We start from the raw sequence: 16,889 nt of genomic DNA on the forward strand, positions 1-16,889 counted from the left end.
TAGGGCGCTATTGATCCCCTATGTTTTTGTTTGGCTACTCACAGTTAATTCTGATCGAGAACACGCCAGAAATAATATCCGCCATTTGTGAATATTAAGGAGAACTCATGGTTCTTGATGCTTTTTCCAGAGCTGTAATTGCGGCTGATGCCAAAACCGCTCCTATCGGTGGTGCTGACTTAGCAGCCCTTAAGTCTTTCATTGCTGAAGGCAACAAGCGCCTTGATGCTGTGAATGCGATCGCCAGCAACGCTAGCTGTGCAGTTTCTGATGCCATTGCTGGTATTGCTTGTGAAAACACAGGTTTGCTTCAAGCTGGTGGTAACTTGTACCCCACTCGCCGGATGGCTGCTTGCCTACGTGATGCTGAAATCGTTCTGCGCTATGTAACTTATGCGTTATTGGCTGGCGATTCTTCTGTATTAGACGATCGCGCTTTGAACGGTCTGAAAGAAACCTACACAGCTTTGGGCGTACCTACTGGATCTTCTGTACGTGCTTTCCAAATCCTGAAGGCTATCAGCGTCGCTCACATCACCAACACCAACACTGAAGCTAACGCTGGCAAAAAATTCCGCAAGATTGACACTCCTCAAGGCGACTGCTCTGCTCTAGCTGCTGAAGCTGCTAGCTACTTCGATCGCGTTATTTCTGCTCTGAGCTAATTGCTAATCGCTAATGTCTTAAGCCTATTAGTCAAGCCAACTGAAATACAAAACCCGATCACATCTAATCTGGAGTATAAAAAGCAATGAAATCAGTTATCACTACGGTTATTGGATCTGCTGATGCAGCAGGTCGTTTTCCAACCACCTCTGATCTAGAATCCGTTCAAGGTAGCATTCAACGTGCTAGCGCTCGTTTAGAAGCTGCTGAAAAGTTGGCTGCTGGTATTGATGCAGTCGCTAAAGAAGCTTATGATGCTGCTTTTAAGAAATATCCTTACTTGACCCAAGAAGGTGAAGCTGGCGACACTCAAGTTAAGAAAGACAAGTGTTTCCGCGACATCAAGCACTACCTACGCTTGATCAACTACAGCTTAGTTGTGGGCGGTACTGGCCCTCTGGATGAGTGGGGTATTGCAGGCGCTCGTGAAGTTTACCGCTCTTTAGGTCTGCCTACTGCTCCCTACGTTACCGCATTGACCTACACTCGCGATCGCGCTTGTTCTCCTCGTGACTTGTCTCCTCAAGCATTAGGTGAGTTCCGCGCTCTTCTCGACTACGTAATCAACTCCCTTTCATAAGTAATAGGATTTGACTAGACGTAGACGAGCGATCGTCATACTCTAAAACTTAGGGACTCTCAATCTGTTGCTTTGCCTGTATCTGGTTGAGTGATTGATCAAGAGTCCCTCAGTTGTTACTAATTTTTAATTCGTAGTTCGTAATTCGTAATTCGTAATTCGTAATTAATGATTGAACCTGGGGGATTTAAACAGGGAAATTTTCTTTTATGACAATAGATTCATTATTTGAACAGTTAAAACACCCCAACCCTAATCTGCGAGAACGAGCCATGTGGGAACTGGCTGATGTTCGTGATGAAAATACGATTTCTCGCTTGATGGGTATTTTGGATGAAGAAGATGTGACTTACCGTCGTGCTGCTGTTAAGGCACTGGGTGCTATTGGTACAGATGCTGTCCCATCATTGGTAGATTCATTAATAAATAGCGAGAATGCAACCATTAGGGGTAGTTGTGCTAAGGCTCTGGCACAGGTTGCTGCTAACCATCCCGATGTTCCTTTCCCAGTTGAGGGGTTAGAGGGATTAAAAACAGCGCTCAATGATCCAAATGCCGTTGTCTATATTGCATCAGTAATGGCACTGGGTGAAATTGGTTCTCCTGCCTTTGAAATTCTGGCTGAGGCTCTGAAAACAATAGATAATGTTGCCCTGGCTGTAGCGATTGTTAATGCACTGGGTTCGATGGGTGATATGCGGGGAGTGGAAGTGTTGACAGCATTAACTAATGATGAATCTGCCGATCCCTATGTTCGTGAATCAGCAGTGAGTGCTTTGCCCCGATTAGATCAGGTGATTAATTATAAAAGAGGATAGCGATCGCTCTTAAATACAACTACCTTCATCAATCCCAATAGGGTTTATTACCAAGAATCTTCTTCTAACTGTCTCTCAATTTGAGAAATCGCCAACTTGATCACTGCCTGAACTCCTGCTTCCTCTTCTTGGGTTAATGCGGCTTGCAGGGGTTCTAAGGCAGTGCGATCGCCAATTTTCATTAATGCCAGAGCCGCCGCTTTCCGAGTTTCCCAATCTGGATGATGCAGTAACTCAACTAAATTAGGAATCGCGGGTTGATAAGCCAGACTGCCCAAAGCAGATGCCGCTTCACACCGCACCATTAGGGATGAATCGGTGAGAGCGTTCACTAGAATGTCAAATGCTCCTTCTTCAGTACCTTCTTCAGCAATTTTAGCGATCGCACCCACCACAGCAGCGCGAACATCAGCCGAGTCTGAGTTAATTTCTCGATATAAATGCTCCTTCGCTTCTGCCCCAATAAATCCCAGCGCCCACACAGCATGTCCTTTAGCACTTTCTGGATACTCTGTTGACGCTAAGATTTTCAGCAATGCTGGCACAGCTGCCTCACCGATTTTGGCAAGCCCCCCCACCGCCGAGGTTTTGACCACTGTATCTTCATCATTTAGGAGGGCATTAACCAAGGTGGGAACTGCGATCGGATCGGCAATCAGTGTCAGGGTTTTGGCGCTGGCTCTGCGTACAACTGGGTTGGGGTGATTTGCCACAGCTTCCATTAATAAAGGGGTCGCTGGTTTACCGACTTTACCCAGCGCCTCTGCAAAACTCAACCTAACCATCCCCCGTGAGTCTCCCATACTCTCAATCATCTGCTTGAGTAGCTCTTGATCATCAGGGTTGAAGGAGTTTAAGGCTAATTGCTCATTAACTGCTGCAAGTAAAGCATCAGTTTCTGCCTGGGAAAGATGTAACGAATCTTTCCCGGATTGAGTTTTCGAGTTGAGCATTATGACTTATAGGTAAATTATCAAGATAATTACTAGTTATTGACGCTCAGAGCAGCTTGCTGATTACGCAGTTCCTGGAGAGCAGAATCAATTTTGGCAAGTTCAGGCTCCAGTTGTGCCATAACATTAACTCTCATCAACTTCGCTCGTTTTGCTGTTTCTGTAGTTTCTTGAACTAGACGTTCCCGATATAGCTCAAGTTCTGCAATCACTTCGGCAACATCTTGAGGAGTTATGTTATCGGTTGTTGTGAATTCTGAGGTTTCATCCATAATTTTTGTTTCCTAAATGCGTGTTTATATGAATGATGTGTAGTCAGTGTTCGACTATCGGTTATATTTGGTTACTTGCTAAAGATCAATACTTAGCAAATACATAAAATGAAACGATTGGCAAGAGGCAACTAACTAATAGCTGACAAATGCATACATTCCGATCTTCTCAGATCGCGTTACCACTGGTAAAGCTTTTTGATAGAAATCTTCAAAAGTCGAACCGAAGGGAAAAATGGATAAAGTTGAGCTTTCAAGGTGTGTAAAAATTTTGGTAAATAGATTCCTCTTTGATCTCTATGCTCTGTGTCCTCTGCGCCTCTGTAGTTAGAAACAATACTTTTAAACCGCAGAGGCACAGAGAACGCTGAGAAAAAATAAGAGATTTTACGAGTCACCTTGAAAGAGCTACTTTTTAGAACTTATGCATTGACAAGAAATACCAAATATGAATTATGGTTAAAAACCATATTCTTTCGTAAGGGCACAGCATGGTCTATTTACGATCGCATAATTCCCAATTCCCAATTATTTTAAGATGTTTCCTCTAGTGGGAAAATATCTCCTCGCAAGTAGGATTCAAAATTTTTCTTGAAGTATTGAATGCTCGTCACATTGGGTTCGTCACTTTCTGTTGGCGTGAATTCATAAATTGGTACTTTTTCCCTCACCAACTTGACCAAGCTAGGATGAAGCTGCTCAAAAGAATCTACTCTAAATATTGTTGTTTCAAATCTTAATTTAGCTGGATGAGCATATCCTAATTTCATCCAGGGCAACCAAGGACAGTCTCTCGCCCATTTTGCCGGCGGGACTTCAGTAGCATCAGGTCGGCAAGTATTTGATATAAAGTACTCAACTCCCTTAAACTTTTCTCCAGGGCAATAATCTAAATATTTACTATCTCCTGCTAAAGGATGTGGGTATTCTAAAGGAATTTCCATAACCGAGGTAATGTATCCCTTGCCTTTGGGTATAACAGATTTCTTTGGTTTGACTGAGCCTTGGACAATGCGGTTAGCAATGTGAACTACTGGTACTGGTTGACTTGCTGTTGGTGACTGCCAAAAGTGCAGAATTTCTTGAGTATCTGGATCGCAAAATAAACCCAACTCTCTATTGATGCGATATCCGACTTCGCCATGTTCAGGATCGGCTTTGAGGAATACTTTGGTAGCATTCATCCCAATAATAGAGAACAATTTTTCTTTTGGCTTGTCTGGCGTTTCTTGCCACCATATTTCTCCAGACCAGTTGTAATAAAGCTGTAACCCATGATTTTTTCTGTAAAAATCGAGGTTGTTAAATTCATAATCATCTAAATAATCATTCATATATAGGCATTCGCTTTTATTTGTGATGTACTTTGGCTTAAAAGGCAATAGTAAGGGGGAAAAAGGCAATAGGAAAGAAAGCTTTTTTTGTTGTACCTAGGGAAAAATTAAATATGAGTCTTATAGGACTCTTATCATTTTAAAATGACTACTAAGATGCAAAGCGGTTTGTCGCTAGACATAGCAACGTTCATCTAACAGAGCTTACACAAAAAAATTTTGTAGTCCCCAGTCCCTAGTACGATAGTAAACATGAACTCTGAGCAATTATCCACGAGCCATTTATAGATCAATGGATAAACGTTTTTTTAAAATGTTTGGGCTAACAGAAGAACAAGCGATCGCAATTATCGATACACCATTAGAACAACTCGAAGACGCTTCTGATAAGTATATTGCTGTTTCCCATCTGATTAATTATCCCACTGAACAGTCGATCGCGGCTTTGGTACGAGCGATTGAAACTAGTAACCCTGATGAGTTAGACCATCGTATTGTCCGACGCAAGGCTGTGGAAAGCCTGGGGCGATTGCAGGCTGAATCAGCTTTACCTGTAATTCGGCAGTGTCTTAAAGATGATGATATTTATACTGTTGAAAATACCGTGTGGGCGATTGGGGAAATCGGGACTAAAGATCCAGATATTCTTGAAGAAGTGGCTCAACTACTGGATAAACCAGGTCAAATTTATCGAGTTATTATTCACACTTTAGCTAATGCTGACTATCAGCCGTCTTTGGAACGTGTAAATAAATTTACTCAAGCTGAAGATGAACCTACGCGTAGTGCTGCGATCGCTACAGTTTGTCGTTTTAGCGGTGACTACTCCCAAATCACTGAGGTGATGGCGCTGCTGCAAAGTTCTAGCGTCAATGCACGGCGCGGTTGCATTCAAGACTTGATTGATGCACGCTACTACAAAGCCATCCCAGAAATTGCTCGTTGTCCTGTATCTTTGGTGTTTCGCTTGCGAGGATTGCGAATGCTTTTGGATGCAGGCGTTCCCAATGGTGAAATTACCTTTACAGAAATTCAACCTTACTTAGAAAAAGTACTTTACGATCATCCAAATGACCTTGATTTAGTACATGAGTATGACGCGACCCCGGTATTAGATTTTGTCATTAATGAACTCTACGAAACCGATTTTGGACGCTGCTATTTGGCGACAAAAACTTTACTAGATATCTATCCCCAAGAAGCACCCCAAGCACTTTTAACAACTTATGGGGATAAGGCATATAACGATTATGGCGCTCATTATCATGTAATGAAACTTTTTGGCTGGCTGAAATATGCTCCCGCCTACGATTTGTTAATAGAAAACCTACACAATCGCGAACCCCAGTTTCAGAAATCTCGTGCGGCGTGTGCGATCGCTCTTGGTGAATTGGGTGATGCACGAGCAATTTCTGAAATCAAAATTTGCCTCAATACCCCTATTTGGGATTTGAAATATGCTTGTCTATTGGCACTAGACCAATTAGGAGACTCCTCTGGTCGGCAAATTTGCGCTCATGATGGTGACTGGTTAATTAGAGCGAAAGCGACGAGTAATCAATATATGAATTCGACGGCTCATATTGTCTAACTAATTAGCTGAATAAAAAGACCTCTCCCTGGCTTTACTAAGTAAAACCTTCCCCTCTCCGAGTCGGAAAGGGACAGACTTGAACTTTAGTTCAAGACAGGGAGAGGTTCATGGAACTCACTAGTTACAAACGCTAGGGACGCAAAAATGTACGCCCCTACCAGTTTAGGATTTACTAGTGGTAACTGCTTCGTTTAACACTAACTCTGGTTTTGCTGTCTCCTCTTCTTCTGGCAAACCGTAAATTGACCTGTACAACTTGACGTACTCTTTAGCAGATTTATACCAACTAAAATCTTCATTCATGCCCCGTTTTTGTAGTTCTTGCCATTGAGGTTTGAAACGGAAACCTTCCCAAGCTCGGATCATACAAGTGAAAAGGTCTAGCGGTTCATAGCGGTCAAAGCAATAACCAGTACCTGCGGCATTTTCGGGGTCGTGATGCCTTACGGTGTCAACTAATCCACCTGTGCGGCGAACAATAGGTACAGAACCGTAGCGCAAAGACATCATTTGGCTAATACCGCATGGTTCAAAACGACTAGGCATTAAGAAAGCGTCAGTACCGGCGTAGATCCGACGGGACAGGGCATCGTTATACAGTAAGTAAGTTGCCATGCGTCCGGGAAAACGGGATGCTAATTGCCACATCTGAGTTTCATAGTAGCGATCGCCTGTTCCCAACAAAACAAACTGTGCATCTGTATAAGATAGAAAGCGATCGAGGATTTGCAATATCAAATCAATGCCTTTTTGTTCCACTAATCGGGTAACAATCCCAATTAAAAAGGCTTTGGAGTTGACTTCTAATCCTACTTCTTCTTGCAAAGCAATTTTGTTGGCTTTGCGTTTATCTAAAGTATCAGCAGTGAAGGTTTGGGCAATATATTTGTCATTTTCGGGATTATAAACTTCGGTATCAATCCCGTTGATAATCCCAGATAACTTACCGCTAATAAAAGACAGCAAACCTTCTAATGTTTCACCATAAGCAGCTGTCTTGATTTGCTCGGCATAAGTGGGCGAAACTGTATTTACCTTATTGGCAAATTGTACTGCTGCGGCCATTGTGTTGTGTCCTTGCATATACCAAGGACACCAAGTAATTTTCTCTAAATACCAACGCCACGGTCCTTGATAAGCCAGGTTATGAATGGTAAAGACTGTGGTGATATCAGGATCTTGGTGCATCCACACCGGAATCATCCCCGTATGCCAGTCATGACAATGGATAATTTCTGGTTTCCAGTAATTCCAGGCAAACTCGGCTGCACCATTGGAAAAGAAAGTGAACCGCCAGTCTTCATCATCTCCAGAATAAATGCGGCGAGGTAGGAAGACGGGATGTCCAAATAAGTACAAGGGAACATCAGTACCAGGCAGAACGCTTTCATAAACAGCAAATTCCTGGAACATGGCAGACCCCCGCCAGATGGGTTCTTTGGGAATTTCCATTTTGTCTGGCAGGAAGCCATAGTAAGGCAAGAATATCCGCACATCATGCCCCATTTCTCTCAGAAATTTGGGTAATGCCCCAACAACATCACCCATTCCTCCTACTTTCGCAATGGGTGCTGCTTCTGCTGCAACAAATAGAATCCGCATGGTAATTTTTGCTTCCCCGATTCTGTCTATAATTGTCAAATTAACTTGATGATCGTGACCAACGCAATTTGTCGCGTCTTTGGTACAACGACGATCAATTCTTATCTAATCACATCGGCTTGCCCAATTGCTTAGGAACCGCGTTGAATGACCGCAAAAATTTCTGATAAAATTTCTTGCGCTCCCTGTTGCCGTAATAACTCTGCTAGTTCTGTGCCTAACGCTTCGGCATTGTTGGCAATTCCAGTGACGGTATCTTTTACCAACTTTTGACCATCTATACTGGCAACTATGCCTGTTAAGGTCAAATTCTCACCAGAGATTTCTGTATTTACACCAATAGGTACTTGACATCCGCCCTCTAAAGAGCGCAGAAAAGAACGTTCGGCGAGACAGCGATCGCGTGTTGCAGGATGTTCGATTGCTTTGAGTAGAGTTAGCAATTCACTATCATCAGCACGGCATTCTATCCCTAATGCACCTTGTCCAACTGCGTGGAGAGAGATTTCTTTGGGGATAATTTGATGAACGCGATCGCTCATTCCCAATCTTTCTAATCCTGCGGCTGCCAAAATTAAGGCATCGTATTCGCCTGCATCCAGTTTTGCCAATCGTGTAATTAAGTTTCCCCGCACATCTTTAAAAGTAAAGTGGGGGAAGTGGTGGCGCAACTGTGCTAACCGCCGCAGCGAAGATGTCCCAATTACTGCACCTTCGGGTAAAGTATCGATTTGTTTATCTTTGTGCTTTTCATGCACAACTAAGGCATCGGCTGGATTTTCCCGTTCAGTAATTGCTGCCAGTGTCAATCCTTCTGGTAAGTTAGTCGGCAAATCCTTGAGGGAATGAACTGCAAAGTCAATCTCTTGATTGAGCATTCCCACTTCAAGTTCTTTAGTAAAAAGTCCTTTATCGCCAATCTTAGCTAATGCTACATCAAGGATTTTGTCGCCTTGGGTAGACATGGTGTGGACTTCAAAAGTGATATCAGGAAAGCTTTGTTGGAGTTGCTCTTGTACCCAATAGGTTTGAACTAGAGCAAGTTGGCTTTTGCGTGAACCGATCCGAATAGTGCGTGGGGGACTAGAAACAACTGAAGTCATAAAACAATATATCAAACAAGGCGATAAATTCACTCTCATCTAGACTACCGTAGTCAGGGACTCATAAGAATTTTGGGTTTTGGATTTTGGATTTTGGATTACAATTCTTTACCAAAAGCTGGTTTGAGGAATCTCGAACAATACTAATTAGACTTATCTTTTAGTGGAAGAGCGATCGCACAAGTTGTACCTATTCCTACTTCACTGGTGATGTTAATATGACCCTGGTGCAAGTCCACACACTTTTTCACCACTACCAATCCTAATCCAGTACCAGGAATGCTTTTGACATTTTTGCCACGATGAAACGGCTCAAACAACTGCTTTTGATCTGCTAACAGAATCCCAATACCCTGATCTTGCACCTGGAGAATCACCGTATCTGATTGAAACTCCAGACTAAGATGAACATTCCCTCCTTGAGGAGAATATTTAACCGCATTCAGCAGTAAATTAGAGAGAATGGAACGCAACAACCTTTCGTCTACTGAGGCAGGAACAGCTTTTCCTTGGCAAACAAAGCTAAGTGTGTGCCTCTGGTCTGTACTTAGCCGCATTTCTTCGACAAAATAACCACAAAATCCTTCTAAATCTATGAGTTTAGGATTAAATTCTAGTTTTCCAGTTTCGGCTCGATTGATGGTTAAAATATCGTCTAACATTTGAACCATATTTTTGACAGAGAGTTGAATTCTCTGCAAGTTCCTCAGTCGCTTACAAGAGTTCTCCCATTCATCCTGACAGTTTTCTAGCAATTGGGCAGCTGCTAAGGCAGTACTTAGAGGAGTGCGAAACTCGTGAGATGCCATTGAGAAAAAACGTGTTTTCAGCACACTAAGTTCTCTTTCTCGCTCTAGCGCCATCCGAATTTCATCTAACCGCTTGCGCTCTGTAATGTCACGTTGTACTGATATCCAGTGGGTATACCAGCCAGTTTGATCGGCTACGGGGACAATGCTAAATTCATTCCAGAATTCCGAGCCGTCTTTGCGGTAGTTAATTACCTGAACGGTAACTGTTTCCCAACGAGAAAGAGCAGTCCAAACTTTATCCAGTTCCGCCCGACTTGTTTTTTCCCCTTGCAAAATACGGGGCGTTTTACCTAACACTTCTTCCAGGCTGTAACCTGTGATTCGGGTGAATGCTTCATTAACATAAATGATGTGCGGCCCAGGTTCGCCAATTGGTTGTGCTTCGGTGATAACTACCGCATCGTTAGTATTTACAACCACAGATTGCAGTAACCTTACCTGTTCTTCCTGCTGCTTTTGGTGTGTGATATCGGCAATTACTGCCACCATACCGTTGATACTATCGTCACTATCATGCAAGGGAGCAGCAGAGAAAACTATATCGATCGCAGTGCCATCTTTTTTAAAGCGGCGCAATTCCACTCTGGTATAAGTTGTCCCTTGTAATATACTTTCTTGCAGAGTGTTGTATTCTTCTAATTGATCGTCTAAAAAAATTGGGTTAGGATGGTCGATTACCTCCGCCTCCGTCCAGCCAAACATCCGTTCAGCAGCAGGATTCCAGATTTTCACATTCCCTTCTAAATCAAGCGTGAAGATGGCACGAGGAGAGGCAGTAATCAAAGCTTGCAATGCTGCTTGTGTGCGTTGACGTTCAGCTATTTCTGCTCTTAAAGAGACATTAGCTTTAGCTAGCTCTTGAGTCCGTTGTTGGACGCGGTGTTCTAATTCAGCATTGAGTGTTTGTAGCTGCTTGTAAAGTTCTGATTGTTGAATAGCGATCGCCACCTGGGTTGCAAGTTGCTTCATCAACTCAATTTCCCAAGATTCCCATACACGGGTGCGATCGCACTGATGAGCAATCAATAAGCCCCAAAGATAAGGTGGAGAAGCAGGAGTTTGGCGATCGCGTTGTTTATCTGCTTCCCGATTCTCTTGGAGAATTGGCACTACCAACTTGGCTTTGACACCGAACTGTTTTACAAAGTCTGCCAAGCATAATTCGACATCAGCTTGTTCAACATTAGCGATCGCACGGGTTTTCCCCAATGAATAAGCTTGGTGATACTCTCTAGGAAACACTTCTTCTGGAAAGGTTTCTCCTAAAATTTTTGTATATTCAGGTAAAACTGTTTCAGTAATTGCGCTACCCGTCCCATCTTCCCAAAGGCGATAAATTAAAACCCGATCTGCTTGGAGAAACTCGCGCACTTCTGCAACAGTGGTAGTCAGAACCTCCTCTAATTCCAAAGATTCACGGATATGTTGAGCAATTTGGTTTACTAGTCGCTCCCGCTCAGTTTGTTGCCGCAGTATCACTTCTGCTCGTTGCCTTCTAGTTACTTCCAGATTGAGAAAATAGTAAATTGTCCCCAAGGTAATAATGCTACAGCCAACACCGAAAGGGGCGAGATTGATAACGCTAAAATCGGGAATTAGCATAGGAATGAGAGATTGGAGAAATAAAGTCTGGATTTGGGCGTGTTAGGCTTCACGTTTGGAAATTCTCCCAATAGAGCATTCATCAAGCATCTTCAATTGGATCGGAATATGTATCAAATCGTAGACAAAATTGCTGCATTATCCGCGACAAAGTTGAGCTTTGAGTGAGAATTGGAAAATTTATATTTTCTAGTCCACTCAACTTGCTTATGATATACATTGTAATTACACTGTAAGTATGAGCGAGTTGAGATTTGAGTGGGATGAGCGAAAAGCTAGGTCTAATGAGCAAAAGCACGGTGTATCGTTCAATGAGGCAGAAACCGTCTTCTATGACGAGAATGCTCGCTTACTCTATGACCCTGAGCATTCTTTAGAAGAGGATCGTTACATACTCTTGGGAATGAGTGATTCACTACGTTTGTTGCTGGTGTGTCATCTCTATCAGGAAAGCGAGGAGGTTATCCGCATTATCTCGGCTCGTAAAGCTACTAAGCGGGAGTGTCAACAATATCAGAGTTTTGTCTCATGAAAGAAGAGTATGATTTTTCTCAATCTATCAAGAATCCGTACATTAAAAAACTTAAGAAGCAAGTGACGATTCGGCTTGAGGAGGATATCGTTGATTACTTCAAAGTTCTTGCCGAAGAAACTGGCATTTCCTATCAGAGCCTGATCAACCTTTATTTACAGGATTGTGTAAGATCACGGCGTAAACCCTCACTGGAGTGGGTGAACAACGCCTAACAAAGCGCTTTTGAGTTAATGCTATGTATAGGCGATCGCCTTGTTGCATTCAGCTAGTTCCGAACATTGATAAACTGGATGTAGGACTTTCGGAGTGGCAGAAATCATGAGTGTTGCAAAATCTGCATCCCTAACCCTAGAAGAATTTCTGAAGTTACCAGAAACAAAGCCTGCAAGTATTTATATTGATGGTGAGATTATCCAGAAACCAATGCCGAAAACCCGCCACTCTCGACTTCAGGGTAAGTTGATTAATGGGATTAATGAAGTCACAGAGAAAAAGCAAATCGCTTATGCTTTTCCAGAGTTGCGTTGTACTTTTGGTGGTCGCTCAATTGTTCCAGATGTGGCGGTTATTCGTTGGCAACAAATTGAGTTTGACGATAACGGAGAACCTGTAGATGATGTGTTAATTGCTCCAAACTGGACAATTGAAATTCTTTCTCCAGATCAAAGTTCTAATCGAGTTACCAATAATATTTTACACTGCCTAAAATATGGTTGTCAGCTAGGATGGTTAATCGATCCTGATGATCGCTCAGTTCTCATATTTAAACCACATCAACAACCAGAATTTTGTCATAGAGAAGATAAATTGACTGTTCTAGATGGTGTTGATTTAGAGTTGACAGTAGAACAAGTATTTGGATGGTTAAAGATGAAAGCAGAGTGAGAATATATATTAAAATTACCGCTAAATAATCGGTTTCTAGTTCTAAATACTCACAATGAAATTTACTGATATAGCCAAATCTGGAAATGCTTGTGGGTAAATAGTGCCTCCAGTTAATGTGCTTTTTGAAGCATATTCTCCATCTTGAGGATATCTAAATACTATAAGTTGTCGCTTTCTAAGATTAACTACCCAATATTCAGGAATTTCTACTTCAGCATAGACTTTAGTTTTTATTTGTAAGTCCTTATCTAAGCTGGAATCTGCATATTCGATCAACCAAAAGATATTTTCAGGATAGGGATGATGTTCTAAATATTCACGTCCCAATCTTTGTACAACAGCAATATCAGGCTCAGGTTCAGAGTTGTTAGGAAGGGTAATCGGTTTACTAGGGCGAACTGTGGCACGATTGCCTAAAAGTTGAATCAGATACTCTCCAGCTTCACTGCTGAAGTAGGCATGAGGTTCTCCTTCCGGTCGCATTTCTACTATTTCTCCCTTTAGTAGTTCTATACGCCGATTATCTAGTATACCTGCCGCAATCATGTGGTGATATTCATCTATTGTCCACTTAGCTGTAGTTACGGTCATAGAGACAATTTTTATTACCTAATAACATACATATTAACGCAATTATATAAGTCGCTATAAATCAAAACAAATTAACAATTTTTATCAAATCTAGTGTACAAACCACCATACTTAAACCAGTATTGCCTTAACTGATGACAAGGTGTAAACAAACTGGCTTTGACACGATAAAGAAGAACCTGTCGATGGTCGCCCATCCAAATTTTGTCAATCGGCTCAACAGAAATTAATGTTCCTCCTAGAGCGGCTATACAGTCAGTAAATCTATCAACGCAAGAATAGTCTATAGTTTCAAATATAAAAAAGTGACCGGAACATATTAAATGACGGCTTCTTATCCAACATTGGAGCTTTTTATGTGCTTGTGGCGGCAACATTGTTTTGCTTCAAATAATTTGAGATGAATGCAATAGTTACATCGATTTTTGGATAAATAAATTTCTTGCATAAAGCATTTTTTTAGCTCGCACAAAGGCATAAATAAACGCTTAATCGTCTATTCAGCCTTTTTCAGTTAAGTGGAGCGCGACCAAGCAAATGCCTAAAGTTCAACTCAATTACCCGATAACGAGGACAATTGCTGAAAAACCGGGAACTATATAACTCTGACTTTGCTACCAGACGGATAAATTCGCGGACGTTGATTTCGCTCCGCTTAAACTGCGACTCAGGCAAAGTAAGCCGTTCGTTTTCCATCACATACGTATTTCCTAAAACCTGTCTATATATAAGCCTGATAATAACCTCAAGTTCTTCTGCTGAATAACCAGGTACTCCTCCAGTTGAGTGATTGTCTTCAAACAGGCTGACACCTAAATGTGAACTTTGCCCAAAAGTCATTTTCTGAAAATCTCCTGGCTAAACATAGAGTTCTTTTAGAACGTCTAAAGGAGGTTATTAAAAACCTACATAGAATAGAAAATTACATATAAAAAGTAAGGAAATCACTCATGAAATGGTAAAGAAATCGGAAAGAAGCAACGAAAACTAGAAATTGTTACTTTTTGCAATATTTTCTCAATGGGAGTCCGCAGATAGTTTTAAACATAAGTTGTATGGTTTAAAAAAAATTTATGCGGATTCTCTTAGTTGAAGATGATGTACGCCTTGCCGAGACTTTAGCAGAAGCCCTTACAGACCAGCGTTATATGGTTGATGTGGTGACAGATGGTGAGGCTGGATGGAATCAAGCCAAAATGCTGGATTATGATTTGCTGCTGCTTGATGTGATGTTACCAGAGCTAGATGGAATTAGTTTATGCCATCGACTGCGATCGCACAGCTACAGTATGCCTGTTCTCATGCTTACTGCGCGTGATACCGTTAGCGATAAAATCACCGGACTCGATGCGGGAGCTGATGATTATGTCGTTAAACCAGTGGATTTGCAAGAACTATTTGCCCGAATTCGCGCCTTGCTTCGTCGGGGTAACGTTTCATCGCCACCGATTTTGGAATGGGGCAATTTGCACCTCAACCCCAGCACTTATGAAGTGAGTTATGGGAAAAATATGCTACATTTAACCCCAAAAGAGTACGGCATATTAGAGTTATTGCTACGAAATGGTCGTCGTGTCCTTAGTCGCAGCGTAATTATTGAACATATTTGGTCGCTAGAGTCACCTCCAGAAGAACATGCTGTGAAAGTTCATCTCAGAAGCCTGCGTCAGAAGCTCAAAGCAGCCGGAGCTTTTGAAGATTTTATTGAAACAGTTCATGGTATTGGCTACCGTCTTAAACAACTCGAATAAAATGTTGTATTATATAGACCACTTGAGAAGATTTCAGCTATTAGCAAAAACTCTACTTTGTTTGCTTTGACTCTGAGTTTAAAAATATTATTTTTTTCAACGCAGAGTAGCACAGAGGCTCGCAGAGATTTCAGTTTTTTTTCGCTACTAATTTGTGAAATACTCTATTTAAAGTACTTAAGGGTCAGATTTAAGATATTCTTGTAATTCTTGGGTACGCAGTTTTGTGAGATTTTCTAGACACCCAGCATAAATACTAGGGGCAATACTCCCTCCCTCATATTTACTTCTTTCAAACTCACAATTGGTATCTCGAAACTTTAACCATGCAAGTTGTGCAGCAATCAATTTCTGCTTCCTAGATTTTTCTAAGGTAGGTAGCAATTGTTGATAAGCTCGGTTCAGTCTTTTATCTGCATTCTGATAAGATAATTTCGCGCATTCATTAATTGCTGCTTGAGTTTGAGGATTATTGCAGTTAAATTTTTGAGCTAGGCGAATCTGGGGTAAATCAGGCGTTATGCCTGCCATTGTCATTGAAGGGGTATCTAAACTGCTAAGAGTTAGCATACTTGCCAAAACTAGTAATAATTGACGCATAACAAAAATTTTATTGTTTAGGCAAGTATAGACAAAAGATACCAAAATGTGCAGTATTGATATGTTTCAACGCCGAAGACTTATAAACTTGTTACAAAAGATAAACCAGCCGTCAGAAGGAAGGCAAAATTTCACAAGAATGCTAGAAAGAATTTGGTATTTTAGTGATCTAAATAAAGTTTAGCTTTTATATTTTATGAATCGTTCCGCCTGTCTTATTTTTAATCCAGTTGCGGGTCAGGGAGACCCAGATATAGAACTGGCAGAAATTCGAGCAATATTAGAGCCAGATATTGATCTAGATATTCATCTCACAACTCAAGAAATTGATGCAGATCAACTAGCTTATGCAGCCGTAGAGCGAGGGGTGGATACAATCATTGCTTCGGGGGGAGATGGGACTCTCTCAGCAGCGGCAGCGGCTTTAGTAGGTACTGATATTTCATTTGGCATCATTTCCAGAGGAACAGCAAACGCTTTTGCCACAGCTTTGGGAATTCCTGACACGATCGCAGGTGCGTGTGAAACAATTTTGCAGGGAGGAACCCGTCATGTAGACGTAGCCTATTGCAACGATCGCCCAATGGTACTCTTGGCAGGTATTGGCTTTGAAGCTGAAACTGTAGAATTGGCAGACCGAGATGCCAAAAATCGCTTTGGAATGATGGCCTATGTTTTCGCTGGAATTCAGCAACTGAGAAATTTACGTAAATTTGATGTTGAAATTGAAACAGAAGACAGAATAATTAAAACTAGTGCCTGTGCAGTCACAGTCGCAAATGCCGCGCCTCCCACTTCAGTCTTAGCTCAGGGGCCAGCAGGTTTGGTTTATGATGATGGCTTACTAGATTTAACGATTGTAGCTCCAGCAAACAAAGCAGGAGCGATCGCTGCTACATTCCATCTATTTCAAACGGCTTCTACAGGTAACGCCGTAGAACGGGATGATATTGGCTTTCTGCGAGCCAAACAATTCAAAATTACAACTGAGCCACCGCAAAAGGTTGTTCTAGATGGTGAAATAGTCGGCACAACACCAGTAGAAATTAAGTGCATACCAGGTGGGTTGAAGATTTTTGTGCCATTAGTAGAAGAAGTTGAGCCTACCGAAAAACTAGAAGGACTTCCTAATTTGACTATTGAGATGAAAGATACGGTAGAAGAGTAAGGGAATTGGGAATTGGGAAT

At 41.8% G+C, this 16,889-nt stretch carries 18 protein-coding genes; 9 read left to right on the forward strand and 9 right to left on the reverse strand.

The genetic code is table 11. The features are described 5' to 3' along the window. Positions 1-107 precede the first annotated feature (107 nt). The 3 genes from ACFFRD_RS33865 (at position 108) to ACFFRD_RS33875 (ending at position 2,064) form a co-directional block, all read left to right on the forward strand. Entirely contained in the window at positions 108-665 is a 558-nt protein-coding gene (locus ACFFRD_RS33865) for a bleomycin hydrolase (RefSeq protein WP_012410162.1), read from the forward strand. A gap of 86 nt (positions 666-751) precedes the next feature. After that, positions 752-1,246, forward strand: coding sequence for a bleomycin hydrolase (locus ACFFRD_RS33870; protein ID WP_012410161.1), 495 nt, complete (start codon positions 752-754; stop codon positions 1,244-1,246). Positions 1,247-1,455: 209 nt separating this feature from the next. Then, positions 1,456-2,064, forward strand: a complete 609-nt coding sequence (locus ACFFRD_RS33875; RefSeq protein WP_163935264.1) for a HEAT repeat domain-containing protein — start codon at positions 1,456-1,458, stop codon at positions 2,062-2,064. 47 nt (positions 2,065-2,111) lie between these two features. Here the strand turns inward: ACFFRD_RS33875 and ACFFRD_RS33880 are convergent, their stop codons facing one another. From ACFFRD_RS33880 to ACFFRD_RS33890, 3 genes are all read right to left on the reverse strand, one after another. Continuing rightward, positions 2,112-3,017, reverse strand: coding sequence for a HEAT repeat domain-containing protein (locus tag ACFFRD_RS33880; protein ID WP_392480218.1), 906 nt, complete (start codon positions 3,015-3,017; stop codon positions 2,112-2,114). 32 nt (positions 3,018-3,049) lie between these two features. Next, positions 3,050-3,289: a hypothetical protein gene (locus ACFFRD_RS33885; protein WP_163935259.1), complete on the reverse strand. Its 240-nt coding sequence runs from the start codon at positions 3,287-3,289 to the stop codon at positions 3,050-3,052. A 533-nt stretch (positions 3,290-3,822) separates the two neighbouring features. Beyond that, positions 3,823-4,623 (reverse strand): DUF1838 family protein, encoded by an 801-nt coding sequence (locus ACFFRD_RS33890; protein WP_392480220.1) that lies wholly within the window; start codon positions 4,621-4,623, stop codon positions 3,823-3,825. A 292-nt stretch (positions 4,624-4,915) separates the two neighbouring features. Here ACFFRD_RS33890 and ACFFRD_RS33895 point away from each other — a divergent pair, with 292 nt between their 5' ends. Continuing rightward, positions 4,916-6,214, forward strand: coding sequence for a HEAT repeat domain-containing protein (locus ACFFRD_RS33895; RefSeq protein WP_392480222.1), 1,299 nt, complete (start codon positions 4,916-4,918; stop codon positions 6,212-6,214). Between the two features lie 165 nt (positions 6,215-6,379). Here the strand turns inward: ACFFRD_RS33895 and glgA are convergent, their stop codons facing one another. From glgA to ACFFRD_RS33910, 3 genes are all read right to left on the reverse strand, one after another. After that, positions 6,380-7,819: a glycogen synthase GlgA gene (gene glgA, locus ACFFRD_RS33900; RefSeq protein WP_392480224.1), complete on the reverse strand. Its 1,440-nt coding sequence runs from the start codon at positions 7,817-7,819 to the stop codon at positions 6,380-6,382. Positions 7,820-7,950: 131 nt separating this feature from the next. Continuing rightward, entirely contained in the window at positions 7,951-8,922 is a 972-nt protein-coding gene (gene hemC / locus ACFFRD_RS33905; RefSeq protein WP_392480227.1) for a hydroxymethylbilane synthase, read from the reverse strand. 143 nt (positions 8,923-9,065) lie between these two features. Continuing rightward, entirely contained in the window at positions 9,066-11,336 is a 2,271-nt protein-coding gene (locus tag ACFFRD_RS33910) for a PAS domain S-box protein (RefSeq protein ID WP_392480229.1), read from the reverse strand. Positions 11,337-11,574: 238 nt separating this feature from the next. On the opposite strand from ACFFRD_RS33910, the gene ACFFRD_RS33915 reads away from it, so the two are divergent. The 3 genes from ACFFRD_RS33915 (at position 11,575) to ACFFRD_RS33925 (ending at position 12,756) form a co-directional block, all read left to right on the forward strand. Then, entirely contained in the window at positions 11,575-11,868 is a 294-nt protein-coding gene (locus ACFFRD_RS33915) for a BrnT family toxin (protein WP_392480231.1), read from the forward strand. Continuing rightward, positions 11,865-12,083, forward strand: coding sequence for a CopG family antitoxin (locus ACFFRD_RS33920; protein WP_179074030.1), 219 nt, complete (start codon positions 11,865-11,867; stop codon positions 12,081-12,083). Before ACFFRD_RS33915 ends, ACFFRD_RS33920 begins: the two co-directional genes overlap by 4 nt. Positions 12,084-12,189: 106 nt before the next feature. Further along, complete coding sequence (locus ACFFRD_RS33925; protein WP_392480233.1) at positions 12,190-12,756, forward strand: Uma2 family endonuclease; 567 nt, start codon at positions 12,190-12,192, stop codon at positions 12,754-12,756. 42 nt (positions 12,757-12,798) lie between these two features. On the opposite strand, the gene ACFFRD_RS33930 is transcribed toward ACFFRD_RS33925, so the two are convergent. Further along, on the reverse strand, positions 12,799-13,350 hold the full coding sequence (locus tag ACFFRD_RS33930; protein ID WP_392480235.1) for a Uma2 family endonuclease: 552 nt from the start codon (positions 13,348-13,350) through the stop codon (positions 12,799-12,801). Between the two features lie 510 nt (positions 13,351-13,860). Further along, positions 13,861-14,190, reverse strand: coding sequence for a phycobilisome rod-core linker polypeptide (locus tag ACFFRD_RS33935; protein ID WP_392480236.1), 330 nt, complete (start codon positions 14,188-14,190; stop codon positions 13,861-13,863). A 233-nt stretch (positions 14,191-14,423) separates the two neighbouring features. Here ACFFRD_RS33935 and ACFFRD_RS33940 point away from each other — a divergent pair, with 233 nt between their 5' ends. Then, complete coding sequence (locus ACFFRD_RS33940) at positions 14,424-15,101, forward strand: response regulator transcription factor (protein ID WP_012410149.1); 678 nt, start codon at positions 14,424-14,426, stop codon at positions 15,099-15,101. A 177-nt stretch (positions 15,102-15,278) separates the two neighbouring features. Here ACFFRD_RS33940 and ACFFRD_RS33945 read toward each other — a convergent pair whose 3' ends face one another. After that, on the reverse strand, positions 15,279-15,701 hold the full coding sequence (locus ACFFRD_RS33945) for a lysozyme inhibitor LprI family protein (RefSeq protein ID WP_392480238.1): 423 nt from the start codon (positions 15,699-15,701) through the stop codon (positions 15,279-15,281). 196 nt (positions 15,702-15,897) lie between these two features. Between ACFFRD_RS33945 and ACFFRD_RS33950 the strand changes: the two genes are divergently transcribed. Next, positions 15,898-16,869, forward strand: a complete 972-nt coding sequence (locus ACFFRD_RS33950) for a YegS/Rv2252/BmrU family lipid kinase (RefSeq protein ID WP_114081215.1) — start codon at positions 15,898-15,900, stop codon at positions 16,867-16,869. The last annotated feature ends 20 nt before the right edge of the window (positions 16,870-16,889 follow it).

It is taken from the genome of Nostoc sp. C110 (assembly GCF_043099725.1).
Lineage (GTDB): Bacteria > Cyanobacteriota > Cyanobacteriia > Cyanobacteriales > Nostocaceae > Nostoc > Nostoc muscorum_A.